Below are 25,754 nucleotides of genomic sequence, written 5' to 3'. Positions count from 1 at the left end.
GGCCCAAGGAGACCGGAACGCCGCGACGGCTGTCAACCGGACGCCGCGTTTGGCGGTAATCATTCACTGCATCCGGTTGCCCTGTAAGGAGAAAGGTTTGTGCGACACGGATCCGGGACAGGTGGCGCAACATCCGCGTGTACAAACGTCGTTGTGGTTCTGTGACCCGACTGTGATCGTCATCGCTTCGGTGCGCGGGGCGGAACGTCACGGACTTCCGCCGCGTCCCTCATTGCGGGGAGGCTGAGGCGGCCGGTTGCCCGGCGTGGCTGTCATAGTTTGTGGAGATTTGAAGACTTTCCGCATGGTCTTGGTTCCGCAGAGTGAATAACGATCCCAATAGCAGATCCCGGCTTGACTGCCCCGGATCAGCGCACTTGTAATTTCACTCGTGTCGTTCATGCGGAATCGATAACGACTGCATCACGGGGAAGCAAAGACAGACGAGGGGCGCGCACATGACCGAGCTGTTCCACCAACTGCTGGTCGAAGAGGCGGAAGAGGAGCTCGGCTGGCAGGAGCGCGCCTTGTGCGCCCAGACCGACCCCGAGTCGTTCTTCCCCGAGAAGGGCGGATCCACCCGTGAAGCGAAGAAGGTCTGCCTTGCCTGTGAAGTCCGTTCCGAGTGTCTGGAGTACGCACTCGCCAACGACGAACGCTTCGGAATCTGGGGCGGTCTGTCCGAGCGTGAGCGGCGACGGCTGAAGAAGGCCGCGATGTGACACTCGCGTCGGCCCTCCGCCCGGCTCCCGCGCCGGGTACCGGGCCGGGCACGGCGCCGGGCGCCGGGCAGCCGCCGTACGAGCCGCCGGCCGCGTGCCCGAGCACACGTCACATCCCCCGGCGCTGAGCTTTGTACGGACCCGGCGGGAGCCGGGCGGTGAGCCGTTAGTGTGGGGCACCGTCCGAGACGTGTCCGCTCCCGTGGAGCGCGCGCGTCCACCGCAGTCCACCCAAACGGGGCCCGTACCTCGATGTCCGTGCACAGTCACTCGGCGGCCCAACACGAGGCGGCCACAGCAGGGTTGGCGGTCACCGCCAACCCACCCGCGTTCCCGCGGCACGTCGTCACCGCCGTCCTCGTCTCGCACGACGGCGCACGCTGGCTGCCGGAGGCGCTGGCCGGACTGGTCGGCCAGGAGCGCCAGGTGCAGAACGTCGTCGCCGCCGACACCGGCAGCGCCGACGACTCCGCCCGGCTCCTCACCGAATCGCTCGGCCCGGACCGGGTGCTCCACATGGCACGGCGTACGGGCTTCGGCACCGCCGTCGACGAAGCGGCCCGTACGGCGGGCGTGCTCACCCCCGACGACCTCCCGTATCTGAAGCGCCCCAGCGGCTGGGACCCGGTCACGCGCACCTGGCGCGACGACGCGTACGACATGCCGGAACTGCCGTACGGCGAGCCCGTCCAGTGGCTCTGGCTGCTCCACGACGACTGCGCGCCCGAGCCGGACGCGCTCGCCGAGCTGCTGCGCGTCGTGGACGCCGACCCGTCCGTGACGATCGCCGGGCCGAAGCTGCGCAGCTGGTACGACCGCAGGCAGCTGCTCGAGGCGGGCGTCACCATCGCCCACAGCGGGCGGCGCTGGACCGGCATCGAGCGGCGCGAGCAGGACCAGGGGCAGCACGACCACGTACGGCCTGTGCTGTCCGTGTCGACCGCCGGGATGCTCATCCGGCGCGATGTGTTCGACAAGCTCGGCGGCTTCGACCGGCGGCTGCCGCTGATGCGCGACGACGTCGACCTGTGCTGGCGCGCGCACTCCGCCGGGCACCGGGTGCTCGTCGTGCCGGACGCGGTCGTACGGCACGCGGAGGCCGCCTCGCGGGAACGCCGCCCCGTCGACTGCGTGGGCCGCGGCGGCGGCGCCAGCCCGCACCGCGTGGACAAGGCCGCGGCCGTCTACACGCTGCTCGCCAACGCCCGTACGGCCGTGCTGCCCTGGGTGCTCGTCCGGCTGGTGCTCGGCACGCTGCTGCGCACCCTCGCGTATCTCGTCGGCAAGGTGCCGCGGCAGGCCGTGGACGAGGTGTCCGGGCTGTTCGGGACGCTGCTGCGGCCGCTGCGCATCGTCGGGGCGCGGCGCAGGCGCGGCAAGCCGGTGGTGAGCCACAGCGATCTGCGCCCCCTGTTCCCGCCGCCCGGCGCGACCGTACGGGCCACTGTCGAGCAGGTCGCGAGCAACTTCGGCGGCCGCTCCGAGCCCGAACTCTCCTCCGGCGGGCGGCACGGCGCCGTCGAGACCGGGCCGGGGGACGAGGATGCGGACTTTCTGGAGGTCGAACAGTTCGCGCGGCTGAAGCGCGTCGCGCACAGGCCCGGTCCGCTGCTGTTCGTCGTGCTGCTCCTGGTGTCGCTGATCGCGTGCCGCGGACTGCTCGGCGGGGGCGCGCTCGCCGGCGGTGCGCTGCTGCCCGCGCCGGCGGACGTCGGCGACCTGTGGGCGCACGTCTACAACGGCTGGCACGCCGTCGGCACCGGCGGCACCGCGAGCGCGCCCCCGTACCTCGCGATCGTCGCCGCCGTCGCCACCCTGTTCTTCGGCAGCACCGGCTTCGCCCTCACGCTGCTGCTCGTCTGCTCGGTCCCGCTGGCCGGGCTGACCGCGTACTTCGCCTCGCGCCCGCTGGCCGAGTCCCGGCTGGTACGCGCCTGGGCCAGCGTCGCGTACGCCTTCCTGCCCGCCGCCACCGGCGCACTCGCCGGCGGCCGGATCGGCACCGCGGTGCTGGCGATCGTGCTGCCGCTGCTGGCGCGCGCGGCGGTCGCGGCGAGCGGCCTGCGCGGGCGCGCGTCCTGGCGCGCGGTGTGGGCGTACGCCCTGCTGCTGACGCTCACCACCGCGTTCACGCCGGTGGTGTGGCCCGTCGCGCTGGTGCTGGCGCTCCCGCTGCTGGCGCTGCGCTGGCGCGAGGGGGAGGCGCTGCTGGGGACGGCGGCGCGCGCGCTGGCCGTCCTGCTGACGCCGCTCGTGCTGCTCGCCCCCTGGTCGCTGACGCTGCTGAGCAGCCCCTCGCGGTTCCTCGACGAGGCCGGGCTGCCGTACGGCAAGGGCTCGGCGGACGCGCTCGACCTGCTGACCCTCACCCCGGGCGGGCCCGGCGCGGCGGGCGGGCTGCTGCTCGCCGGCGTCGTGCTGGCCGCGCTGGCCGCGCTGCTGCGCGCCGACCGGCAGCAGGCGACGGTCGCCGCCTGGGTGGTGGCGCTGACGGGGCTGCTGTTCGCGGCGCTCAGCAACGCCTCCGGCTGGGCCGGACCGGCCACCCTCGTCTACGGCAGCGCGCTGCTGTCGGCGGCGGCGATCGGCGCGGACGGCGCCAAGGAACGCGTCGCCGCCCAGAGCTTCGGCTGGCAGCAGCCGGTCGCCGCGCTGATCGCCGCCGCGGCGGTGGCCGCGCCGCTGATCGCCGCCTTCGGCTGGATGGCGGGCGGCGCGGACGGGCCGCTGTCGCGGCGCGACCCGGTGCAGGTCCCGGCGTTCGTCGCGGAGGACAGCGCGACACGGGACCAGGCGCGCACCCTGGTGCTCGCCGGCGACGGAGCACAGGACGGGCAGCAGGCGTCCGGCAGCGAGGTCTCCGGAGTGTCGTACGCGCTGGTGCGCGGCTCCGGCGCCCGGCTCGGCGACGCCGACCTGGCGGCCGCGGACGGCGCCGACTCGCGGCTCGGCGGCGTCGTCGCCAACCTCGTCGCGGGCTCCGGCGCAGACCAGACCACGCAGCTGGGCGACTACGCGGTGCGCTACGTCCTCGTACAGGACGGTGCCCCGCGCGGGATGAGCCGTACCCTCGACGCCACCCCCGGACTGACCCGGCTCAGCCAGGAGGACGGCAGTGCCCTGTGGCGCGTCGACGCACAGGTCTCGCGGATCTCGATCGTGCCGGGCCCGGAGAAGAACGGCTCGGCGGGAGCGGTCACCAAGCCGGTGGCCGTGGCGGCGTCGCCGGTGGAGGCGCACACGGACGTGCCGTCCGGCCCCGACGGCCGCGTGCTGCGGCTCGCGGACGCGGCGGACGAGGGCTGGCAGGCCACGCTCGACGGCAAGCCGCTGAAGTCCGTGACGGTCGACGGCTGGGCGCAGGGCTTCGAGCTCGGCACGTCCGGCGGCCGGCTGGACCTCACGTACGAGACGCCGGTCACGCACACCGCGTGGGTGTGGGGGCAGGCGCTGCTCGCGCTGGTGGTCGTCGTCCTGGCGCTGCCCGGCCGCCGCCGCCAGATCGACGACGACCTGCCGGAGGCAGGGGCCGCCGCGGCCGTGCCGGCGGAGCCGGTGGCGGGCGAGGGGCGCCGGGCGCGCAGGCTGCGCGCGGCGGCCGAGGCGGCGGGGACGGCCGGTACGGAGGGTGCGGCCGGTACGGCGGCCACGGCGGAGGAGCCGGGAGCGCCGGGCACGGAGCCGGCGGGGGAGCCGCCCGCGTACGCGGTCCCGGAGCCGTCGGCGGACGGCCCGCGGATGCCGCCGCCACCGCCTGTACCGCCGCAGATGCCGCAGGGCGCGCCGTACGTGCCGGAGCAGTCGCGGTACGAGGACGGGCAGTACGGCGGGCAGTACGAGGGCGCCCCGTACGAGGGGTCTCCCTACGAGGGCGCGCAGTACGACGGTGACCCGTACGGCACGCAGCAGTACGACCCCCAGTACGGCGGCACGCCCTACGACCCGCAGCAGCAGGGCGGCCAGTACGGCGGCGCGTACGACCCGCAGCAGCCGTACGCCGACTGGCAGCAGCAGGCGCAGGCGCAGCAAGCCCAGCAGACGCAGCCCTACGGGGCGCCCGGTGACCCGTACGGCTACGACCCGCAGCAGGCCGGCTACGACCCCGCCGACTACGACGGCACCCCGTACGGCAACAGGAGCGAGCAGCAGTGAACCGCACCACCCTCACCCTGATCGGCGCCGTCACCGCGCTCGCCGCGGTCACCGGGGTCGGCGCGCTCACCGTGCCCGACGACGACTCCTCGGACAGCGCGCCGGCCGCCCAGCGGCTGCCGGTGGAGCGGTCCACGCTGGTGTGCCCCAAGCCGACCGAGTCCGACCTGGCGAAGACCGAGTACACCGCGTTCACCCCGAAGGGCAAGGCGGGCGGCGAGGGCAGCGCCGAACTGCTGCCCGCCGAACTGGCCGACCCGGCCGCCCCGGACGACGGGGCCGAGGACGGCGGCAAGGACGGCGAGGACGGCGAGGACCGGGACAAGGAGAAGGACGAGGACAAGGACAAGGAGGAGCAGCCGGGCTCGGCGAAGCCCGTGCTGCCCCTGAAGCAGCCCGGCACCCCGGTCACCGCCGACACGGAACGCGCCGGCGCGCCCGCCCTCATCGGCTCCGCCGACGGCCCGTTCGCACCCGGCTGGACGGTGCAGCAGACCACCACCGTGAGCGCGGGCAGCGGGCGCGGCCTGCACGGCACGTCCTGCGCGGAGGCCGACACGGACTTCTGGTTCCCCGCCGCGAGCAGCGCCGACCAGCGGCAGGACTACGCGCACCTCACCAACCCCGACGACACCGCCGCCGTCGTGGACCTCGAGCTGTACGGCAAGGACGGCCCGATCACCTCCGAGGCGGGCCGGGAGATCACCGTCCCGCCCCGGTCCACGGTGCCCGTGCTGCTGTCCACGCTGACCACGGAGCCCGTGGCCGACCTGGCTGTCCACGCCGTCGTCCGTACGGGCCGGGTCGCCGCGCAGGTGCACGCCGTGGACGACAAGCTGGGCGGCGACTGGCTGCCGCCGACGGGCGTCCCGCGCGCCACCGCTGTGCTGCCGGGCATCCCGGCCGACGCGACGTCCGTACGGCTCGTGGTGCTGGCGCCCGGCGAGAACGACGCCGACCTCAAGGTGCGGCTCGCGGGCCGGTCCGGCCAGATCACCCCCGCCGGACACGAGACGCTCCACGTGAAGCCGGGCGTGGCCACGGCCGTGGATCTGGAGGACGTCACCAAAGGCGAGCCCGGTTCGCTGATCCTGTCGCCATCCGACAGCGGCGACGACACCCCCGTCGTCGCCGCGCTGCGGGTGACGCGGGGCAAGGGCTCGAAGCAGGAGACGGCGTTCATCCCGGCCACTGCCCCCGTCGAGGAGCGGGCCAGCGCGGCCGACAACCGCGCCAAGGGCTCGACGCTCTCCCTGGTGGCCCCCGGCAAGGCCGCGACCGTACGGGTCACCGCGTCCGCGGGCAGCGACGGCGGCAGCCCGAAGAGCGAGACGTACGCGGTGAAGGCCGGCACCACGATGGCCGTCACGCCGCCCCGCCCGTCGGGTGGCAAGGGCACGTACGCGGTGACGGTGGAGCGGCAGTCGGGCGGCGAGGTGTACGCGGCGCGGACGCTCGAGGCGGAGTCGGGCGGCGTGCCCGCCTTCACGGTGCAGTCGCTGCCGGACGACCGGGGCACGGTGGCGGTCCCGGAGGCGGGGCAGGACCTGTCGGTGCTGACGGACTGAGCCGGCGCCCGGGACCGTACGCCGGTCCCGGGCGCGGACGCCGTACGGGAGCGCCGGGAGCGTGCACCGTACGGACGCGCCGGAGCCGTGCACCGTACGGACGCGCCGGAGCCGCGCACCGTACGGACGCGCCGGGAGCGTGCACCGTACGGACGCGCCGGGAACGCGCACCGTACCTAAGCGTGCACCGTACGGACGCGTGCGGCGTCAGTCCTGCCCGTACCGCGGGTCGACGGACTCCGGTGCCATCCCGAGGAGTTCGGCGACCTGCTCGACCACGACCTCGTGGACGAGCAGCGCCCGCTCGTCACGCGACTTCGTACGGATCTCGATCGGCCGCCGGTAGACGACGACACGGTCCGGAACACCGCCGTGCGCCGGGATCAGCCTCCCGAGCGGGACGACGCCGGTGTCGTCGAGCTCGCCGGTGTCCGCGCGCGGCACCTCCTGGACGGCGAAGTCGATGCCGACCAGCTGCGGCCAGTGGCGTTCCAGCCGGTCGGCCGAGTCCCGCACCAGGTCGTCGAACGCCTCGCCGCGGCTGACCGCGAGCGGCACCTGCGGCGGCGCGACCGGTCCGCGCATGCCGCGGCCGTGCCGGTCACGGCGGCGCGTACGGCCGGCGGGGCGCTGGGGAGGGGCGGGGTCGGTCATCCCTCTGAGCGTAGCGTCCGGGGAGGCCACGGCCATGCGCGAGCCGCTCCCGCGGGGAGGAATTCCGACCGCTGATCGCTCCGGGCGTACTCGGTGGCGGAAAAGCGCCGGAATGCGGCTCCGTACGGATCGCGGGGCACCGTACGACGACCGTAATCGGGCACCCAACGACTGTTTTCCGTCGAGTCCGCGTCGGATTTTCATCGGGTTCACGCCACGTTCGCCCCCCGGTTCCGCCCGGGTGCGGAGCACGGCCCGGTGGCCCGTCGCGGCCCGCCCTGTGCCCACGCCGCGGCGGAAGGCCGCGTACCGGAACGACACGGCGGGGTGACGTGCTGGGGAGTCGTCGCAGCCCGCTCAAGAGTGCGGTACCGTCCAACGTCGTGAGTCCTGTACGTCGCTGTTCGCGCACCGCGTGCGGCCGCCCTGCCGTGGCAACGCTGACGTACGTCTACGCGGACTCCACCGCCGTTCTCGGCCCCCTCGCGACGTACGCCGAACCGCACTGCTACGACCTCTGCTCGGAGCACTCCGAGCGGCTGACGGCACCGCGCGGCTGGGAGGTCGTACGGCTCGCACTCGACACCGCGCCGCCCCGGCCCAGCGGCGACGACCTCGAAGCGCTCGCCGACGCCGTACGCGAGGCCGCCCGGACCCGCGGCAGGCCCGAGAACGGCGACGGCCAGGCGCCGGGCCCGGTGGGCCCCGGCGGGCGCGACGCGGACCCGATGGAGGTCGCGCGGCGCGGTCATCTGCGGGTGCTCCGTTCGCCGGAGCCCTGACGGGCCCCCGTACGATTGCGCGCCGCCGAACTCCTGCTGAAGCCGGGCTGAACGGCCGCCGCCCCGGCGGCCCTGCGCGGGTACGGCGGCGGAAGGGCCGGTAGGTTTGGGGATCCGTCGAGGATTCCGGGAGGGCTGCATGGCCGCTGCTGATCTGTCGCAGATCGTGAAGGCGTACGACGTGCGCGGTGTGGTGCCGGACCAGTGGGACGAAGGGCTGTCCGAGCTGTTCGGCGCCGCGTTCGTGAAGGTCACGGGTGCGGACGCGATCGTGGTGGGGCACGACATGCGGCCGTCGTCGCCGGGGCTGTCGCGGGCGTTCGCGCGCGGCGCGGCACGGCGCGGGGCGGACGTCACCGAGATCGGGCTGTGCTCGACCGACCAGCTGTACTTCGCCAGCGGCAGCCTCGGACTGCCCGGCGCGATGTTCACCGCGTCGCACAACCCCGCCCAGTACAACGGCATCAAGCTGTGCCGCGCCGGTGCGGCACCCGTCGGGCAGGACACCGGCCTGGCCGAGATCCGCGCGCTCGTCGAGGAGTGGTCCGCCGCCGGGCTGCCCGCCACGGACGCGCCGGAAGGCACCGTCACCCAACGGGACGTGCTCGCCGACTATGCCGCACACCTGCGCGCGCTGGTGGACCTGACGTCGATGCGCACCCTGCGCGTCGTGGTCGACGCGGGCAACGGCATGGGCGGGCACACCGTGCCCACCGTCCTCGACGGGCTGCCGGTCGAGCTGGACCGCATGTACTTCGAGCTGGACGGCACCTTCCCGAACCACGAGGCCAACCCGCTCGACCCGAAGAACATCGTCGACCTGCAGGCACGCGTACGCGAGACCGGCGCGGACCTCGGCATCGCCTTCGACGGCGACGCCGACCGCTGCTTCGTCGTCGACGAGAACGGCGACCCCGTCTCGCCCTCCGCCATCACCGCCCTGGTCGCCGCCCGCGAGCTGGCCAAGTCGCCCGGCTCCACCGTGATCCACAACTGCATCACCTCCTGGTCGGTGCCCGAGGTCGTCCGCGAATCGGGCGGCGTCCCGGTGCGTACGCGGGTGGGGCACTCGTTCATCAAGGAGCAGATGGCCGCCACCGGCGCGATCTTCGGCGGCGAGCACTCGGCGCACTACTACTTCCGCGACTTCTGGAACGCCGACACCGGCATGCTCGCCGCCCTGCACGTACTGGCCGCGCTCGGCGGCCAGGAGGGCACGCTGTCGGACCTCGTCGCGAAGTACGACCGCTACGCCGCATCCGGCGAGATCAACAGCACCGTGGCCGACCAGGCGGCCAGCCTCGCGGCGGTCAAGGGCGCGTACGCGGGCCGCGACGGCGTCGAACTCGACGAGCTGGACGGGCTGACGGTGACCGCCGCCGACTGGTGGTTCAACCTGCGCGCGTCCAACACGGAGCCGCTGCTCCGGCTGAACGTGGAGGCGCGGGACGCGGCGACGGTCGGCACGGTGCGCGACGAGGTGCTGGAGCTCATCGGGGCGTAGCGGGGCGCGGTGGGGCGTACGGGGCGCGGCCGGGCCGCGCCCCGGGCGGGCGCGCGTGCCCAGGGGCGCCCGTACGGTCGGGCGCGAGTGCCCGGCGGTACCCTGGCCCCACAGTCGCCGTGCGCGCTCGCCTGCCGTGCTTGCCTCCGAAGGGACACACCCCATGCCGCTCGAAGCCGGGCTCCTCGAGATCCTCGCCTGCCCCGCGTGCCACGCGCCGCTGCGCGAGGAACCGGACGCGGGCGGAGAGGGCGGTTCCGCGGGTGCGGAGGGCGCGGAGGGTGCCTCCGGCGGCGAGCTGGTCTGCACGGGCGCGGACTGCGGCCTGGCGTACCCCATCCGCGATGACATCCCCGTCCTGCTCGTCGACGAGGCCCGCCGCCCCGCCTGACGAACCGTTAACGGCACGGCGCCCGATCGGAGGCTCCCACCGGATGCTCGACGAGTCACTGTTCGATGTCCCCGACGCGTTGGCCAGAGCCGATGTGCACGGACTGCTGCACGGCGCGGCCGAATCCGGGGCCCGGGCGCGTACGGCCATACGGCTCGCCGACGACGCCGGACTCGCCGGCCTCCGTCCCGACGGGCGGCCGCGCGCGGTGCTCGTCGCCGGGTACGGGCCGGCCACCAGCTGCGTCGCCGACCTGCTCGGCGCGTTCGGCAACGGCGGTGTGCCCGTCACGCTGCTGCGCCCCACCGGCGCGCAGGCCGCGCCCGCCGCGCTGAGCTGGCCGCTGCCGGGCTGGGCCGGGCCGCTCGACCTGCTGCTGATCGCGACCTCCGGCGGCGAGGAACCGGGCCTGGAGGCGCTGGTCGAGCAGGCGTACCGGCGCGGCTGCACCGTCGTCTCCGTCACCCCCGCCCGTACGACGCTCGCCGAGGCGACCGGGCAGACCCGCGGCCTGACCATCCCGCTGGCCGCCAGCCCCGTACCGTACGAGCCGCCCGCCGCCGTCCAGTCCGGCGGGAGCGGCACCGCCACCGCCGAGCAGCGGACGCAGCCGCCGGTCAGCGCGCCCGGCACGCTGTGGGCGCTCATCACCCCGCTCCTCGCCCTGTGCGACCGGCTCGGCCTGCTCTCCGCGCCGCCCACCGCGCTCCAGGCGCTCGCCGACCGGCTGGACCGGACGGCCGAGCGGTGCGGCCCCGCCGTCGAGACGTACAGCAACCCCGGCAAGACCCTCGCCGCCGAGCTCGCGGGCGCGCTCCCGCTGCTGTGGAGCGAGGGGCAGATCGCGGGGGCCGCGGCGCGGCACTGCGCCACGACGTTCGCCTCGCTCGCGGGGCGGCCGGCGCTCCCCGCGGAGCTGCCGGAGGCGTTCGACGGGCACGGCGCGCTGCTCACGGGCGCTTTCGGGGCGGCCGGTGACCCGGGCGACTTCTTCCGCGACCGCGTGGAGGAGGCGGAGTCGCTGCACACCAGGATCGTGCTGCTGCGCGAGCACGCGCCCACCGGGAGCTCCGCCGTCGTCGCCGCCCGCGATCTCGCGTACGCGCACGACATCCCGCTCAGCGAACTCGAACCGGCCGAGGACAGCGGGCCGTTGGAGGCGGCGGCCGAGCTGATCGCCACCACCGACTTCGCCGCCGTCTACCTCACGCTCGCCGCGGGCGACGCGTCCTGAGCCCGGCCGTGAGCGTCGTCTCCGCAGCTCCCGCCGCCCGCGTCGTCTCCGCAGCGCGCGTCATCCGCGTCGTCTCCGCCGTTTCCGTCCCGTAGCAGCGCCCACAGCGAACAGTCAGGAAGCCCGCACCACCATGGACCGCCTCGAAAACGCCGTGCGCCCCTACGCCTGGGGCTCCACCACCGCCATCCCCGAACTGCTCGGCGTGCCCCCCACCGGCGAGCCGCAGGCCGAGATGTGGATGGGCGCGCACCCCGGCGCCCCCTCGCACCTCGACCGCGGCGCCGGACCGGTGCCACTGTCCGAGGTGATCGAGGCCGATCCGGAACGTGAACTGGGCGCCGCGACCGTACGTGCCTACGGGCCGCGGCTGCCGTTCCTGCTGAAGCTGCTCGCGGCCGCCGCCCCGCTGTCCCTCCAGGTGCACCCCGACCTGACGCAGGCGGCCGAGGGCTTCGCGGCCGAGGAGGCACAGGGCGTACCGGTCGATGCGCCCCACCGGAACTACAAGGACCGGAACCACAAGCCCGAACTCGTCTGCGCCCTCACCCCGTTCGAGGGCCTCTGCGGCTTCCGGCCCGCGGCCGAGGCCGCCGACCTGCTCGCGGGGCTCGACGTCGACGGGCTCAAGCCGTACGTGGACATCCTGCACGCCAGCCCGGAGAACGACGCCCTGCGCGAGGTGCTCACGGCGGTGCTGACCGCCGACCGTGACGAGATCGCCGGGACCGTGGCCCAGGCGGCGGCAGCCGCGGAGCGGCGGTCCTCGGCGGACGCCCAGGCCGCTCCGGACGGACAGGACGGACCACACGGCCCGTACGGCCCGTACGCCTCGATCGCCCGGCACTACCCCGGCGACCCGGGCGTCATCGCGGCGATGCTGCTCAACCACGTACGCCTGCAGCCCGGCGAGGCGCTCTACCTCGGTGCCGGAGTGCCGCACGCGTACTTGGACGGGCTGGGCATCGAGATCATGGCGAACTCCGACAACGTGCTCCGCTGCGGTCTCACCCCCAAGCACGTCGACGTGCCCGAACTGCTGCGGATCGTCCGCTTCGAGAGCAGCCCGCCGGAGATCCTGCGCCCCGAGGCGGACGGCGCCGAGGAGGCATACGCCGCCCCTGTCGGCGAGTTCCGGCTCTCCCGGCTGGTGCTTGCGGCGGACGGGCGGCCACAGACGCTGGCGGGACGCGCACCCGTCATCCTGCTGTGCACCGAGGGCCGCGTCCTCCTCCGCGATGCCGGTGACGGCTCCGAACTCGCCCTGGAACGCGGGCAGTCGGCGTACGCCGCTGCGGAAGACCGGCTGGAGGTCTCCGGCGAAGGTACGATCTTCCGCGCGACAGTGGCCGTTTGACACAGGGCGCCCGGCCGTGGCACCACGGCGCGCGGCGCACGGAGAAAGGGACCCTCCTCGTATGAGTGCATCAGGCGGAACGAAGGCGATCGTCGCCGCGCTGGGCGCCAACCTGTCCATCGCGGTGGCCAAGTTCGTGGCGTTCGCCTTCAGCGGCTCGTCCTCGATGCTCGCGGAGGGCGTGCACTCGCTCGCCGACTCGGGCAACCAGGCGCTGCTCCTCGTCGGCGGCAAGAAGGCGAAGCGGGCCGCCAGCGAGGAGCACCCCTTCGGCTACGGGCGGGAACGCTACGTCTACAGCTTCCTCGTCTCCGTCGTCCTCTTCGCGGTCGGCGGCGTCTTCGCGCTCTACGAAGGCTACGAGAAGATCAAGCACCCGCACGAGATCGACCACTGGTACTGGCCGGTGGGCGTGCTGGTGTTCGCGATCATCGCCGAGACCTTCTCGTTCCGTACGGCCATCCAGGAGTCCAACGAGGTCCGCGGCTCGCTGACCTGGACCCAGTTCATCAAGCGGGCCAAGGCGCCCGAACTGCCCGTCGTGCTGCTGGAGGACCTGGGCGCGCTCGTCGGCCTGATCCTCGCGCTCGGCGGCGTCCTCATGGCGCTGGGCACCGGCGACGGCGTCTGGGACGGCGTGGGCACGCTGTGCATCGGCGTACTGCTGGTCGCGATCGCCGTCATCCTGGCGGCCGAGACCAAGTCGCTGCTGCTCGGCGAGGCGGCCGACGCGAGCCAGGTGGCCCGTATCCGCGAGGCACTGGTCTCGGGCGGCACGGTCACCGGTGTGATCCACATGCGTACGCTGCACCTCGGGCCGGAGGAACTGCTCGTCGCCGCCAAGGTGGCGGTGCAGCACGACGACACGGCGGCGCAGGTCGCGCAGGCGATCAACGACGCGGAGGACCGCGTACGGGAGGCCGTGCCGATCGCCCGGGTCATCTACCTGGAGCCGGACCTGCTGCGCGGGGGCGGGGACTCCGGCGCGGACGCGGACGCAGACGCTGACTCCGAGGCGGGGCCCGGCCTGAAGAAGTAGCGGAGGGGGGAGGCGGTGCGGGGAGCCCCGCACCGCCTCCGATCTTGTTACGGGTCTCGGCTACCGGATCTCGCCCAGCACGGACATGATCGCGTCCCTGTCGGGCGCCGCCAGCAGCCGCTCCCGGTAACCCGGGTCCATCAGCTTCCGCGACAGCAGCGCCAGGATGCGCAGGTGCTCGTCGCCCGCGGCCGCCTCCGGCACGGAGATCATGAAAACGAGCCGCGCCTTCGTACCGTCCAGCGCGCCCCATTCGATGCCCTCGGCGGAGCGCGCGAAGCCGACGACGGGCGCGGAGACCGCGTCCGTCTTGGCGTGCGGGATGGCGATCTCCTCACCGAGCCCGGTGGTGCCCTGGTCCTCGCGGGCGAGGGCGGCCCGTACGAGCTCCTCCGGGTCGGTCACCCTGCCGGTGGTGGCGAGGAGCCCGGCCATCTCGCGGATGGCGTCGTCCTTGGCGGTCGCGGCCAGCTCCTCCTTGACGGTGCTGCGGGTGAGGTGCCCGGAGAGCACTTCGGACGCGTCCGCGGGCTCTGCCGCCGCCGGAGGTGCGGGCTCGTCCGCCGCCTCAGCCGTCTCCGTCGCCGTCTCCGTCGCCGCCGCCGTCGCGGCCGGTCCGGTGCCGCCGCCCGCCAGCGCCGGCTCGGGCACGCTTACGGCCGCCGCCTCCGTTTCCGTCGCGGCCTTCGCGGCGCCGTTCCCGGCCCCGCCGCGGCCGAGCGACATGAGCGCGACGGTCGTCACGCCCGTCACGGCCGTACCGATGACGATGGCGATGAAGAACACCGCCATCCCGTCGATCGCGCCCAGCACCGCGACGATCGGACCGCCGTGCGGCACGTTGTCCTGTACGGAGCCGATGCCCGCGATGGCGCCGGCGACCGCGCCGCCCAGCATGTTCGCCGGGATCACGCGCGCGGGCCGGGCCGCCGCGAACGGGATCGCGCCCTCCGTGATGCCGAAGAAGCCCATGAACAGCGCGGCGTAACCGGTGTCGCGCTCCTGCTGGTCGAAGTACCGGCGGCGCAGCAGCGTCGCCAGGCCCTGACCGAGCGGCGGCACCGGGATCGCCGCCGCACACATGCCCATGACCTCCGGGTTCTTGGACACCAGGCCCGCGCCGAAGAGGAACGCCGTCTTGTTGACCGGCCCGCCCATGTCGAACGCGATCATCAGCCCGAGGATGATCCCGAGCAGCGCCGCGCTCGTGCCGGTCAGGCCGCCGAGCCAGTCGGTGAGGTTCTCGAACACCCAGGAGATCGGCCGGCCGATGACGTAGATGAAGAACAGGCCGAGCGCCGACGTCGCCACGATCGGGATCACGATGATCGGCATGATCGGCTGGACGAACTTGGGGATCGGCGCCTTCTTGATCCACTGAACGAGATATCCCGCCAGGAAGCCGGTCACGATCGCACCGATGAAACCGGCCCCGGACTTGGAGTCGTAGAGCTCACCGGTGTTGGCGATCCAGCCGCCGATCATGCCCGGCACGAGCGCTGGGCGGTCGCCGATCGCGTAGGCGATATATCCGGACAGGATCGGCACCATCAGCGTGAAGCCGATCGTCCCGATGTCGTTGACGTGCTTCCAGAAGGTGTCGTCCGGGATCACCAGGCCGCCGTCGGCCTGCGGGTCGCCGCCGAGGGCGAGCGAGACCGCGATGAGCAGGCCGCCGACGACGACGAACGGGATCATGTACGAGACGCCGTTCATCAGCGCCTTGTAGCCGATGCTGCGGCCCTTGCCGCCGCCCTCGCCGCCGGAGGCGCCCGCTCCGGCACCCGGCCCTCCGTCGCCGCCGCTGAGCACGGGCGCGCGCTGGACCCGTTCGATCAGGCCGTCCGGGTCGCTGATGCCCTCTGCGACACCCACGACCAGCACCCTCTTGCCGGCGAACCGGTCCTGGGCGACGTCCTTGTCGGCGGCGATGATGATGCCGTCCGCGTCTCTGACATCGTTGTCGGTCAGTACGTTCTCGGCGCCGATCGACCCTTGGGTCTCGACCTTCATACCGATACCGCGGGCCTCCGCCGCCTGCGTCAGCTTCTCCGCCGCCATGTACGTGTGGGCGATGCCGGTGGGGCACGCGGTCACGGCGAGCAGCCTCAGCCCGGGCTCGGCCTCCTTCCCCGTCTCATCGCGGGGGTCGGCAGAACTCGTCACGAATATCTCCTTGCATAGCCGGCTCGACGGTGGGGGAGGATGAGTCAACGACCCTACGAGCCGGGGTTCCGGGGCTGAAATCCGACCCATGGTCGCCCTTGAACCCGCCCTAGGCAATCCGCTCGACTGGACGAGCGGTGTAGATTCGTAGAGCACAGACGTCGCTGCTGATGGCGGTCGGGCGGCCCGCGACAACGGGCCTCCGAGGGAGAGAGGGCCTCCGACGGACTGCGCTGTGACCCAGGGAGACGTGTGCCCGTCGACGTGATGTCCGCGTCACATGCCGCACGTCCGCCTCCTGCGCCGCAGCACGGACCAGCAAGCCACACACCTCGACATCCCGAGGAGCAGCCCCGAATGACGACTGCCACTTCCACCACGCAGGACTTCAAGGTCGCCGACCTGTCCCTCGCGGCCTTCGGCCGCAAGGAGATCCAGCTGGCCGAGCACGAGATGCCCGGTCTGATGTCGATCCGCAAGGAGTTCGCCGCGCAGCAGCCGCTCGCCGGCGCACGGATCACCGGCTCGCTGCACATGACGGTGCAGACGGCCGTGCTCATCGAGACGCTGACCGCCCTGGGCGCTCAGGTGCGCTGGGCGTCGTGCAACATCTTCTCCACCCAGGACCACGCCGCGGCCGCCGTCGCCGTGGGCCCGGAGGGCACGCCGGAGTCGCCGCAGGGCGTGCCGGTCTTCGCCTGGAAGGGCGAAACGCTGGAGGAGTACTGGTGGTGCACGGAGCAGGCGCTGACCTGGCCGGGCACCGAGACCGGCGGCCCGAACATGATCCTGGACGACGGCGGCGACGCCACGCTGCTCGTCCACAAGGGCGTTGAGTACGAGAAGGCCGGGTCCGTCCCGGACCCCGCCACCGCCGCGGAGAGCGACGAGCACCGGGTCATCCTCGAGGTGCTGACGCGCACCCTGGCCGACACCCCGCAGAAGTGGACGCAGCTCGCTTCCGAGATCCGCGGTGTGACGGAGGAGACCACGACGGGCGTGCACCGCCTGTACGAGATGCACACCGCCGGCACCCTGCTCTTCCCGGCGATCAACGTGAACGACGCCGTGACGAAGTCCAAGTTCGACAACAAGTACGGCTGCCGCCACTCGCTGATCGACGGCATCAACCGCGCCACCGACGTCCTGATCGGCGGCAAGACCGCCGTCATCTGCGGCTACGGCGACGTGGGCAAGGGCTGCGCGGAGTCGCTGCGCGCCCAGGGCGCCCGGGTGATCATCACCGAGGTCGACCCGATCTGCGCGCTCCAGGCCGCGATGGACGGCTACCAGGTGACCACGCTGGACGACGTCGTCGAGACGGCGGACATCTTCGTCACCACCACGGGCAACAAGGACATCATCATGGCCTCGGACATGGCCAAGATGAAGCACCAGGCGATCATCGGGAACATCGGCCACTTCGACAACGAGATCGACATGGCCGGCCTGGCCGCCATCGACGGCGTCGTCAAGGACGAGGTCAAGCCCCAGGTGCACACCTGGACCTTCAAGAGCGGCAAGAAGATCATCGTGCTCTCCGAGGGGCGACTGCTGAACCTGGGCAACGCCACCGGCCACCCGTCGTTCGTGATGTCCAACTCCTTCGCGAACCAGACGATCGCGCAGATCGAGCTGTTCACGAAGCCCGAGGAGTACCCGACCGACGTCTACGTGCTGCCCAAGCACCTGGACGAGAAGGTCGCCCGGCTCCACCTGGACGCCCTCGGCGTCAAGCTGACCGAGCTGCGTCCCGACCAGGCCGCGTACATCGGCGTCCCGGTCGAGGGCCCGTACAAGCCGGACCACTACCGCTACTGAGCGGCTGACCGGTCCTGCCCGGCCGGCCGGCGCGCGGCGCCCGGCCGGCCCGGAACGGCACACCGGCTCCGGCGGCACCACCGCACAGCGCGGTGGTGCCGCCGCGGCCGTTCGGGGCCCTGCCGCATCCGTACGGCCTTCCGCCGTGCCCGCCCCGCCCGCTGCCGCATCTGTCCGCGGCTCCGCGGAGCCCGTACGGACCCGCGCCGACGCCGTACGGATCCGCGCCGATCCCGTACGGACCCGCGCGTCAGGCGGCCGCCCCCGACGGCGGGCCCGCGCCGCCCACCGCCGTACAGTCCACCTATGCCACGCGGCCGCTACTCGCTCCACGATCCGCACGACCACACCCCCCTCGGCGAAGAACACTTCCACTGCGCCACCGGCCCCTCCGGCTGGCGCTACGTCTCACAGATCACCGACCCCTCCGGCGATCACGCGGGCTCGGTCGACCTCACCCTCGACGCCCTCGGGCGCCCCATCCGTATGGAGCTCCACGCCCGCAGCTGGCAGGTGCGCGGCGCGGCTCTCGACGGCGTCACCTGGGTCCGTACCGACCCCACCGGTACGGAGGCTCAGGAGGGCAACGTCCCCGCGCACTCCTTCACCGGGGCGTCCCCCGCCTTCCTCGTGGCCACCGCCCTCCTGCTGAAACCGGCAGCCGGAGCCCCCGCCACCCGCGTACGCCTCGTCGCACTCACACCCCCCGTCCTCGCCCCCCGCACTCTCGACCAGTCCTGGGCGCTGCTCAACAGCGAAACACACGCCACTGACAACGGCCCCCTGACCGTGGAGAACTACCAGGTCAACGACCTTGAGACGGGGGAGCAGCACACCGTTCACCTCGTCGGCGACGTCGTGCTCGCGGCGCCCGGCATCGAGCTCGAGGACCTCGAGTCCCCGCCCTCGACGTTCAGTTGACGCGCGAGGCGTACCGCCGAAGCGCGCACCCGCTCGCGTCCCTCCCGTACCTGCTCAGGCCGGTGGCACGAACCCGGTACGCGGCTCCGGCGCCGCCTCGTTCCCGCGGTCACGGGCGTCACCCGGCGCGGGCGCGAACACGGCCGCACCGGCGGGCCGTTCGCCACCCGGAGGCGCGAAGCCCCCGCGCGTGGCCGGCGGCCCGGCAGGCCGCTCCGGCAGCCCCGGCCCGACGCCCCCCGGCGCGGGCACCTGCCCCGTACCGGGAGCCACCCCGTACGCCGTGCCCGGCCCGAAGGCCCGCTGCGCGTCCCGCGCCTGCCGCTCGGCGACCACCCCGGCCAGGTAGGCCGCGGCGGGCACGTCCTGCGGCGCCGGAGCGCCGGTGTACGCCACGACGTCCGCCGCGAGCCGCCGCGCCATCGACTCCGCCACGGCGGCGTCGAGCTGCCCGGCCCGCATCAGGTACTGGCGCACCGCCAGCCACAGCCGGTCCGGTACGCGCGACAGGTCCAGCTCCCGGAACTGACCCACCAGCCAGGGCGGTGGCGGCGGTACCCGTACGGCACGCGGCGTCGGCACCCGCTCCCGTACGACCAGCGTGCCCGCGAACACGTCCCCGAGCCGCCGCCCGCGCGCCGACACCAGCGACGCGACGCAGGCGATCACCCCGACGAACAGCTGGATCTCCACGACGCCGATCGCCCCTCGTACCAGCGCGTGCCGGAAGCGGATCGGCCCGCCGTCGTCCTGCACCACGCGCAGCCCGCAGGCCAGCTTCCCCAGCGACCTCCCGTGGCTGAGCGTCTCGACCGCGATCGGCACCCCGACGAGGACGAGCAGGAACAGCGCCACCTGCACTGCGGCCAGCGCGGCGGCGTCCAGTGACGCGGTGGCCGTGAGCAGCACGAGCGAGAGGACGATGTAGGCCGTCCACGCGAGCACCAGGTCGATGAAGACGGCCAGCGCGCGGCTCGGCAGCCGCGCGGGCCGCAGCCCCAGCACGACGGCGTCGCCTGTCACGAGTTCGCTCACCGGACACGTCCTCCCTCGCGGCGCCCCGCAGAGTCACCTGACACGTTGTCTGACTCTTCGCCTTGTCTGAACAGTCTGCCGTCCGGCGCGGATGATCTGCCAAGCTCTCCACATGGATCTCGATGTCTTCGTCTCCGCACGCCGCGCGGAGTGGGACCGTCTGGATGCCCTGGTACGGCGCCGCCGACGGCTGAACGGAGCGGAAGCGGACGAACTCGTCGCCCTCTACCAGCGCACGTCCACACACCTCTCGCAGATCCAGTCGAGCGCGCCGGACCCGGCGCTCATCGGCCGTCTGACCACCCTGGTGGCGCGTGCGCGCAGCGCCGTCACAGGCGCACGCCGGGCCTCCTGGCGGGACGCCGTCCACTTCTTCGCCGCGGGATTCCCCGCCGCCCTCTACCGCACCCGGCACTGGTGGGTGCCGACCGCGCTGCTGTCGGCCCTGGTGGCCGCGCTCATCGGCTGGTGGATCGGCACACACCCGGAGGTGCAGGCGTCGATCGCCGCGCCCGCCGAGCTGCGCGAGATGACCCGGCCCGGCGGCAGTTACGAGTCTTACTACTCGAGCCACCCGGCCACGTCCTTCGCCGCACAAGTGTGGACGAACAACGCACAGGCCGTCGCGATCTGCCTCGTCTTCGGCGCCCTGCTGGGCATCCCGGTGCTCTGGGTGCTGTTCCAGAACATGCTGAACCTCGGCATCGGCATCGGCCTCATGCACTCCGCGGGACGCCTCGACACGTTCCTCGGACTGATCCTGCCGCACGGACTGCTGGAGCTGACGGCTGTCTTCATCGCGGCCGGCACGGGCCTGCGCCTGGGCTGGACCGTGATCGACCCCGGCCCCCGCAGCCGCCGTACGGCTCTCGCGACGGAGGGACGTGCGGCCCTGGGGATGGCGATGGGGCTCGCGGTCGTGCTCTTCGTCTCGGGCGCCATCGAAGGCTTCGTCACGCCTTCGGGACTGCCGACGTGGGGCCGTATCGGCATCGGCGTCGCTGCCGAACTGGCATTCCTCGGCTACGTCTACGGGGTGGGCGGCCGGGCCGCCCGCGCGGGAGAAACGGGTGATGTAGCCGCCTCTGATCGCCCGGCCGAGGTACCCACTGCGGCGTGATGTGCGTACGGCCCCTGTGACCTGCTAGGGTCCTCATCACCCCAGGGAAACCGTTGACACGGTGTCGTGGGGGCAGTAGATTTGAACAGTTGCGCCGAACTCGACGAGATCGGCAGCAAGGGTTAGTATCTCCTGCAGCTTCGAAATGCGAGCCGGTAATTACGGGCTCAGCGAAGAAGCTCCCTCGATTTCTTGGCAGCACATTCCGTCTGCTAGAGTCGAAAACGCAAAACCACGAAGGGAAGCGCCCGGAGGGTCCCGGTGAAACGGGTCCGATGGAAGCGTCCGTTCTTTGAGAACTCAACAGCGTGCTAAAAGTCAACGCCAGATATGTTGATACCCCGCCCCCTGTTTTTGTGGGGGGTATGGGTTCCTTTGAAGAACAACACACAGCGAGGATGCTGTGGACGTGTCCGGGTTATTCCCCTGGACCGTCCCGCTCCCTGTGATGTCAGCTCTCTAGCTTTCTTGCTGGAGGGTTGTGAGGCATTCACGGAGAGTTTGATCCTGGCTCAGGACGAACGCTGGCGGCGTGCTTAACACATGCAAGTCGAACGATGAAGCCGCTTCGGTGGTGGATTAGTGGCGAACGGGTGAGTAACACGTGGGCAATCTGCCCTGCACTCTGGGACAAGCCCTGGAAACGGGGTCTAATACCGGATATGACACACGGAGGCATCTCCTGTGTGTGGAAAGCGTTAGTGGTGCAGGATGAGCCCGCGGCCTATCAGCTTGTTGGTGGGGTGATGGCCTACCAAGGCGACGACGGGTAGCCGGCCTGAGAGGGCGACCGGCCACACTGGGACTGAGACACGAGACATCCGTGCCTGGATCACCGCATGGAACACCGACCCCAAGCCCTACGTGTGGACCAAGACCGCAGACGAGATCCTCGAACGCCTCGCCAGCTATCTGAACAGAATTCCCGACTCAGAAGACTAGGGCCTGTCGTCAAAGTAGCGCCGTCCGCCGAAGGCGGTGCCCACGGCGTCCGGTGCGTGCAGCTGCAAGGCGGAGTGCCGTCCTCGTAGTGGGCTACTCGGACGGTGCGACAACGCAGCAGATGTGCGTGCAGGGCGTCGCGGGCAAGGCGGGACTTTGACGACAGGCCATAGCCGCGGCCGCGATCGGGCTCCGGCGCTGTGCGCGGCGCAGTCCGGGTCCCGCCGGGGCCGGGACTGCGCCGTTGACAAAGCGGAACGCTGCTCCGTAACGTTCTGGAACAGTGCTCCGCTTTCCGTGGCGGGGCCGTGGAAGGGACCCATGCCATGAGCGGATCGCCGCGTCCAGCCGACCTCTTCGCCTCGCCTGCCCCCGTACTCTCGGTCGCCCCGGTGCTGCTGCCGGCCCCCGGCCGCGCCGTGGACCTGGAGATACGCGTCTCCGCGCCCGTGACCGGGAACGACCTGCCCGTGCTCCTCCTCTCGCACGGCCAGGGCTACTCCCACCACCTCTCCTCGCTGAACGGCTACGCGCCCCTCGCCGACTTCTGGGCGGCGCACGGCTTCGTCGTCATCCAGCCCACCCATCTGAGTTCGCGGACGCTGACCCTGGACCCCGCCGACGACCCCGAGGCGCCGCTGTACTGGCGGTCGCGCGCCCAGGACATGACGCGCGTCCTCGACCGGCTCGACGAGGTCGAAGCGGCCGTTCCGCAGCTCGCCGGGCGCCTCGACCGCGGCAGGGTCGCCGTCGCCGGGCACTCGATGGGCGGGCACACCGCGAGCCTGCTCCTGGGCACCCGGCTCACCGATCCGCACGACGGAACGGAGGTGGACCTGGCCGAGCCGCGGATCACGGCGGGTGTGCTGCTCGCGGCGCCCGGCAGGGGCGGCGACGCCCTCAGCGAGTTCGCGGCCGAGAACATACCCGCCTTCCTCACCACGGACTTCTCCACGATGACGACGCCCGCGCTCGTGGTGGCCGGCGACAAGGACACCTCCGGGCATCTGACGGTCAACGGCCCCGACTGGCACGCCGATCCGTACACCCTCGCCCCGGGTCCCAAGACTCTGCTGACGCTGTTCGACGCGGAGCACGGGCTCGGCGGGATCTCCGGATACGACGTCGCCGAGACCACGGACGAGAACCCCGCGCGGGTGTCCGCGGTCCAGCGGCTCACCTGGGCGTACCTCCGCACCCGGCTCTACCCCGGCGACCCCGCCTGGCAGACGGTGAGCGCCGCGCTGACGGCCGGACCGGACGCGGTCGGACGGGTCGACGCCAAGTAGTCCCCTCCGAGCGGACCGAAGAGGCCCGTATCGGGGGCCCGTATCAGGGTGCCGTGGGCCAGCCGCGCAGGCTGAACTGCGGGCCCCCGCCGCTCAGATACGCCGTCAGCGCGGTGTACGAGGACGGCACGCACGCCTCCGGGAGGGCGTCCGTGGACGTCCAGCCGACGTGACTGTGCTTCTCGGGCTCGACGTTGACCGGCTCGCCCGCCCACTCGTACGTCACGAAGACGGTCTTGAGGAAGCCCTCCGGCGCGTCCATGCCCCGCGCGGCGTGTACGACGTGCGCCAGCCGCAGCGACTCGGGTGCGACGGACAGGCCCGTCTCCTCGAGGAGTTCGCGTACGGCGGTCCCCGTCAGCGGCTCGCCCGGCTCCTGCTTGCCGAGGGGCAGGTCCCACAGGCCGGGGGCGAAGCGTGCCCGCGGGCTCCGCCGGAGCAGTACGACCCGCCGCCGCTCGCGGTCGTGCACGATGACGGCCGCGATCAGCCGGGCGGCCGTACCGTCCGACCGGGGGTCCAGGTCCGGCGGCTGGGCTGCGGCGTCGGTCTGCGGCGGCTGGGCCACGGCGGGTCCTCCTCGGTGCGGGCACGGCGCTCGGCGCCGGTCAGCGGACACGGGCGCGCTCGTCAGCGTACCGAGGGCCGTGCGGCAGGCGCCGCGCGTCAGGCCGGAGCCTCCGTATCCGCCTCGGCTTCCGGTTCCGCCTCGGCTTCCGGTTCCGCTGCCGCCTCCGCCTCGGCGGTCCGGCGGCGCAGCAGGAGCAGCGCGATGTCGTCGTGCGCGTCCCGTGCGCGTGCCGGCGCGACGAGCTCGTCCGCCAGCGCGTTCAGGCAGCACGTCTCCTTGCGCGCGCCCCCGTCCGTACGGGCGTCCCGCTCCGGTTCCCGCTCCCGCAGCTTGGCGACCAGGCGTGTCAGCCGGTCGGACAGCATGCGCACCGACTCGTCGTAGTCCTGGCCGCGCCGCTCCACCAGTCCGTCGGTGTACAGCAGCAGCGTCGCGCCCGGCGGCAGCGCGTGCTCCGTCACCGCGTACCCGTCGAACTCGCCGTTCTCGAAACAGCCGAGCGGGATGCCGCCGGGCACGTCCAACTCCCGTACCCGGCCGTCCGGGTCGAGCAGCAGCGGCTGGGCGTGACCTGCCCTGGCGATGCGCAGCAGGTTCCTCGACGCGGTCACCTCCACGGCGGTGCAGGTGGCGAAGCGTTCGGTGTCCAGGTCGCACAGGATGCGGTTGCCGTGCCGCAGCAGCGCGGCCGGGCCGATGCCCTGGGTGGCGTACGCCTGCATGGCGACCCGCAGATGACCCATCACGGCGGCGGACGGGGCGCTGTGGCCCTCGACGTCGCCCACGGTCACGACGACGCGGCCGTCGTCGGAGGGCAGGACGTCGTACCAGTCGCCGCCCACCTCCAGTCCGCCCGAGCCGGGGACGTAGCACACGGCGAGGTCCAGCCCGGGGAGTTCGGGGACGCGATTCGGCAGCATCAGCTGCTGCAGCTCCGTCAGCTGCTCGCGCCGCAGGTCCAGCAGCCGCGCCCGGTCCACGGCCTGTGCGAGGACGCCCGCGGTCGCGTGGCACAGGGCCTTGTCGTCCTCGGAGAAGGTGTGCGGGCGGTTGAAGGCGATCACGCAGACGCCGACGGTCCCCTGGGTGATCACGGGCAGCGTCGCCCACGCCCGCTGGCCGGGGAGCGGCTGGAAGTCGCGGGGGAAGAGGGAGTAGAACGAGTCGGCGGACTCGAGGAACATCGGGCGCCGCATCAGCGTCGCCATCAGCCCCGAATACCGCGACACCGTACGGCCGTTGGAGCGGAGCCGCTCCAGCATGCCCTCCTCGAAGCCGTACGAGCCCGCCAGCTCGAACCTGTCGCGCTCCCGTACGAACAGCGCGAGGTTGCGGGCGCCGAGCACCGGGAGGACGCGGGCGGCCGCGGTGTCGATGACCTCCTGGGTGGAGAGCGCGTTGACGACGCCGCGCGTGACGCTGAGCATGAACTCGCGGCGGGCCGCGTCCCGCGTCTCCCGCAGGTGTTCGTCGGTGCGGTCCTGCACGATGCCGACGAGGCCCTGCGGCCGCCCTTCGGCGTCCTGGGAGACCCGGCCCTCCATCTTGACCCAGCGCATGGAGCCGTTCGCGTGCACCATCCGCTGGGAGACGGTGAGCCGCCCCGATTCGAGGCCCTCCGCCAGCGCCACCTCGAAGGCGCGCTGGTCGTCGGGGTGCAGCGCCTCGTGGAACGTCTCGATCCGCTCGTCGAACTCGTGCGGCCGTACGCCGAGGATGTGGCACAGCCGCTCGTCGCAGCTGATGCGGCCGGTGCTGAAGTCCCACTCGAAGAAGCCGATGTCGGCGCCGGTCATGGCCAGTTCGAGCCGGGTCTTGCGGGAGCGGCTGTCGATCAGGCTCAGGGCGCGGCCGAGCCGTACGCTGCCGGCGTGCTCGACGGAGCCGCCGAGCGCCAGCAGGTGTTCGAGCCGGTGTGCGCAGACGGACGTGATCATGGTGGCGGCCACCACCAGGTCCGGGGTCGGCGGCGTCGGGGCGGTCTGCACGAGCATGGCGCCCAGGCAGCGGTCGTCGACGAGGAAGGGGAAGGCGGCGAAGCCGTACGGCTGCCGGAACAGCGGCACGTCCGGATAGTCCTTGGCGTACTCCTCGAAGCCCCCGTACACGGGCCGCCGCCACTGGATGGACTGCGCGGCGGGCAGCTGCGTGCGCGGGGAGATCGTACGGAAGCGCTCCACCAGGTCTTCCGGGTAGCCGCGGACGGCGGCGAGGCGGAGCCAGCCGTCGTCCTGCAGGAGGTAGATCACGCCGTGTGCGCTGTCGAACTCCCGCAGGCAGCCGTCGAGCGCGACGCTGAGGAGTCTGGACGAGTCGGTGCAGGACAGCAGGCTCAGGGCAGCGCGCTGGACGGACGTGTACGGCCCTTCGAAGCCGCCGTCCTGCGTCATCGCGCTCGGTGTCCCGTCCTCCACCGGCCCCAGTCCTCGCAATCGGCGCACCCGTCCCGGTGCCCCGTACCGTCGGAATTCTTGCGGTTTACACCA

Annotated in this window: 18 protein-coding genes and 1 other annotated feature; of the genes, 13 read left to right on the top strand and 5 right to left on the bottom strand. The window is 72.6% G+C overall.

Going from position 1 to position 25,754, the window contains the following annotated elements; genetic code table 11:
• The first annotated feature begins 458 nt into the window (after positions 1-458).
• The 3 genes from DVA86_RS15575 (at position 459) to DVA86_RS15565 (ending at position 6,442) form a co-directional block, all read left to right on the top strand.
• Complete coding sequence (locus DVA86_RS15575; protein ID WP_208879029.1) at positions 459-722, top strand: WhiB family transcriptional regulator; 264 nt, start codon at positions 459-461, stop codon at positions 720-722.
• Between the two features lie 252 nt (positions 723-974).
• Complete coding sequence (locus DVA86_RS15570; RefSeq protein ID WP_208879027.1) at positions 975-4,874, top strand: glycosyltransferase family 2 protein; 3,900 nt, start codon at positions 975-977, stop codon at positions 4,872-4,874.
• The gene (locus DVA86_RS15565; protein ID WP_208879026.1) at positions 4,871-6,442 is read left to right on the top strand and encodes a DUF5719 family protein; all 1,572 of its coding nucleotides are present in this window, start codon (positions 4,871-4,873) and stop codon (positions 6,440-6,442) included. Before DVA86_RS15570 ends, DVA86_RS15565 begins: the two co-directional genes overlap by 4 nt.
• A 207-nt stretch (positions 6,443-6,649) precedes the next feature.
• Here the strand turns inward: DVA86_RS15565 and DVA86_RS15560 are convergent, their stop codons facing one another.
• The gene (locus DVA86_RS15560; protein ID WP_208879024.1) at positions 6,650-7,096 is read right to left on the bottom strand and encodes a metallopeptidase family protein; all 447 of its coding nucleotides are present in this window, start codon (positions 7,094-7,096) and stop codon (positions 6,650-6,652) included.
• A gap of 335 nt (positions 7,097-7,431) precedes the next feature.
• Here DVA86_RS15560 and DVA86_RS15555 point away from each other — a divergent pair, with 335 nt between their 5' ends.
• The 6 genes from DVA86_RS15555 (at position 7,432) to DVA86_RS15530 (ending at position 13,403) form a co-directional block, all read left to right on the top strand.
• Positions 7,432-7,878 carry a DUF3499 domain-containing protein gene (locus DVA86_RS15555; RefSeq protein ID WP_208884731.1) on the top strand — a complete coding sequence of 149 codons (447 nt, stop codon included), beginning with the start codon at positions 7,432-7,434 and terminating at the stop codon, positions 7,876-7,878.
• A 139-nt stretch (positions 7,879-8,017) separates the two neighbouring features.
• A complete protein-coding gene (locus DVA86_RS15550) occupies positions 8,018-9,382 on the top strand; it encodes a phosphomannomutase/phosphoglucomutase (protein WP_208879023.1) in 1,365 nt (454 codons plus the stop codon).
• A 163-nt stretch (positions 9,383-9,545) separates the two neighbouring features.
• The gene (locus tag DVA86_RS15545) at positions 9,546-9,773 is read left to right on the top strand and encodes a Trm112 family protein (protein ID WP_208879021.1); all 228 of its coding nucleotides are present in this window, start codon (positions 9,546-9,548) and stop codon (positions 9,771-9,773) included.
• A gap of 43 nt (positions 9,774-9,816) precedes the next feature.
• Positions 9,817-11,007, top strand: a complete 1,191-nt coding sequence (locus DVA86_RS15540; RefSeq protein WP_208879020.1) for an SIS domain-containing protein — start codon at positions 9,817-9,819, stop codon at positions 11,005-11,007.
• A 133-nt stretch (positions 11,008-11,140) separates the two neighbouring features.
• Positions 11,141-12,364 carry a mannose-6-phosphate isomerase, class I gene (gene manA / locus DVA86_RS15535; protein WP_208879019.1) on the top strand — a complete coding sequence of 408 codons (1,224 nt, stop codon included), beginning with the start codon at positions 11,141-11,143 and terminating at the stop codon, positions 12,362-12,364.
• Positions 12,365-12,425: 61 nt separating this feature from the next.
• Positions 12,426-13,403, top strand: coding sequence for a cation diffusion facilitator family transporter (locus tag DVA86_RS15530; RefSeq protein WP_208879018.1), 978 nt, complete (start codon positions 12,426-12,428; stop codon positions 13,401-13,403).
• Positions 13,404-13,463: 60 nt separating this feature from the next.
• On the opposite strand, the gene DVA86_RS15525 is transcribed toward DVA86_RS15530, so the two are convergent.
• On the bottom strand, positions 13,464-15,569 hold the full coding sequence (locus DVA86_RS15525; RefSeq protein ID WP_281279299.1) for a fructose-specific PTS transporter subunit EIIC: 2,106 nt from the start codon (positions 15,567-15,569) through the stop codon (positions 13,464-13,466).
• A gap of 357 nt (positions 15,570-15,926) precedes the next feature.
• On the opposite strand from DVA86_RS15525, the gene ahcY reads away from it, so the two are divergent.
• Positions 15,927-17,390 carry an adenosylhomocysteinase gene (ahcY, locus tag DVA86_RS15520; protein ID WP_208879016.1) on the top strand — a complete coding sequence of 488 codons (1,464 nt, stop codon included), beginning with the start codon at positions 15,927-15,929 and terminating at the stop codon, positions 17,388-17,390.
• 306 nt (positions 17,391-17,696) lie between these two features.
• Positions 17,697-18,311 carry a hypothetical protein gene (locus DVA86_RS15515; RefSeq protein WP_208879014.1) on the top strand — a complete coding sequence of 205 codons (615 nt, stop codon included), beginning with the start codon at positions 17,697-17,699 and terminating at the stop codon, positions 18,309-18,311.
• 54 nt (positions 18,312-18,365) lie between these two features.
• Here the strand turns inward: DVA86_RS15515 and DVA86_RS15510 are convergent, their stop codons facing one another.
• Positions 18,366-19,346 (bottom strand): RDD family protein, encoded by a 981-nt coding sequence (locus DVA86_RS15510; protein WP_208879012.1) that lies wholly within the window; start codon positions 19,344-19,346, stop codon positions 18,366-18,368.
• Between the two features lie 112 nt (positions 19,347-19,458).
• On the opposite strand from DVA86_RS15510, the gene DVA86_RS15505 reads away from it, so the two are divergent.
• Both DVA86_RS15505 and DVA86_RS15500 read left to right on the top strand, forming a co-directional pair.
• Positions 19,459-20,466 (top strand): stage II sporulation protein M, encoded by a 1,008-nt coding sequence (locus tag DVA86_RS15505; protein WP_208879011.1) that lies wholly within the window; start codon positions 19,459-19,461, stop codon positions 20,464-20,466.
• Between the two features lie 536 nt (positions 20,467-21,002).
• Positions 21,003-21,309 (top strand) — a sequence feature (16S ribosomal RNA rRNA prediction is too short).
• A gap of 425 nt (positions 21,310-21,734) precedes the next feature.
• On the top strand, positions 21,735-22,697 hold the full coding sequence (locus tag DVA86_RS15500) for an alpha/beta hydrolase family protein (protein ID WP_208879010.1): 963 nt from the start codon (positions 21,735-21,737) through the stop codon (positions 22,695-22,697).
• A gap of 43 nt (positions 22,698-22,740) precedes the next feature.
• Here DVA86_RS15500 and DVA86_RS15495 read toward each other — a convergent pair whose 3' ends face one another.
• Together DVA86_RS15495 and DVA86_RS15490 are read right to left on the bottom strand one after the other, a co-directional pair.
• Positions 22,741-23,265, bottom strand: a complete 525-nt coding sequence (locus tag DVA86_RS15495; protein ID WP_425470837.1) for an NUDIX domain-containing protein — start codon at positions 23,263-23,265, stop codon at positions 22,741-22,743.
• 98 nt (positions 23,266-23,363) lie between these two features.
• Positions 23,364-25,682 (bottom strand): SpoIIE family protein phosphatase, encoded by a 2,319-nt coding sequence (locus DVA86_RS15490; RefSeq protein WP_208879008.1) that lies wholly within the window; start codon positions 25,680-25,682, stop codon positions 23,364-23,366.
• Positions 25,683-25,754 lie beyond the last annotated feature (72 nt).

This window comes from Streptomyces armeniacus, assembly GCF_003355155.1.
Classification (GTDB): domain Bacteria; phylum Actinomycetota; class Actinomycetes; order Streptomycetales; family Streptomycetaceae; genus Streptomyces; species Streptomyces armeniacus.
This window is presented reverse-complemented; position numbering and strand designations above follow the sequence as displayed.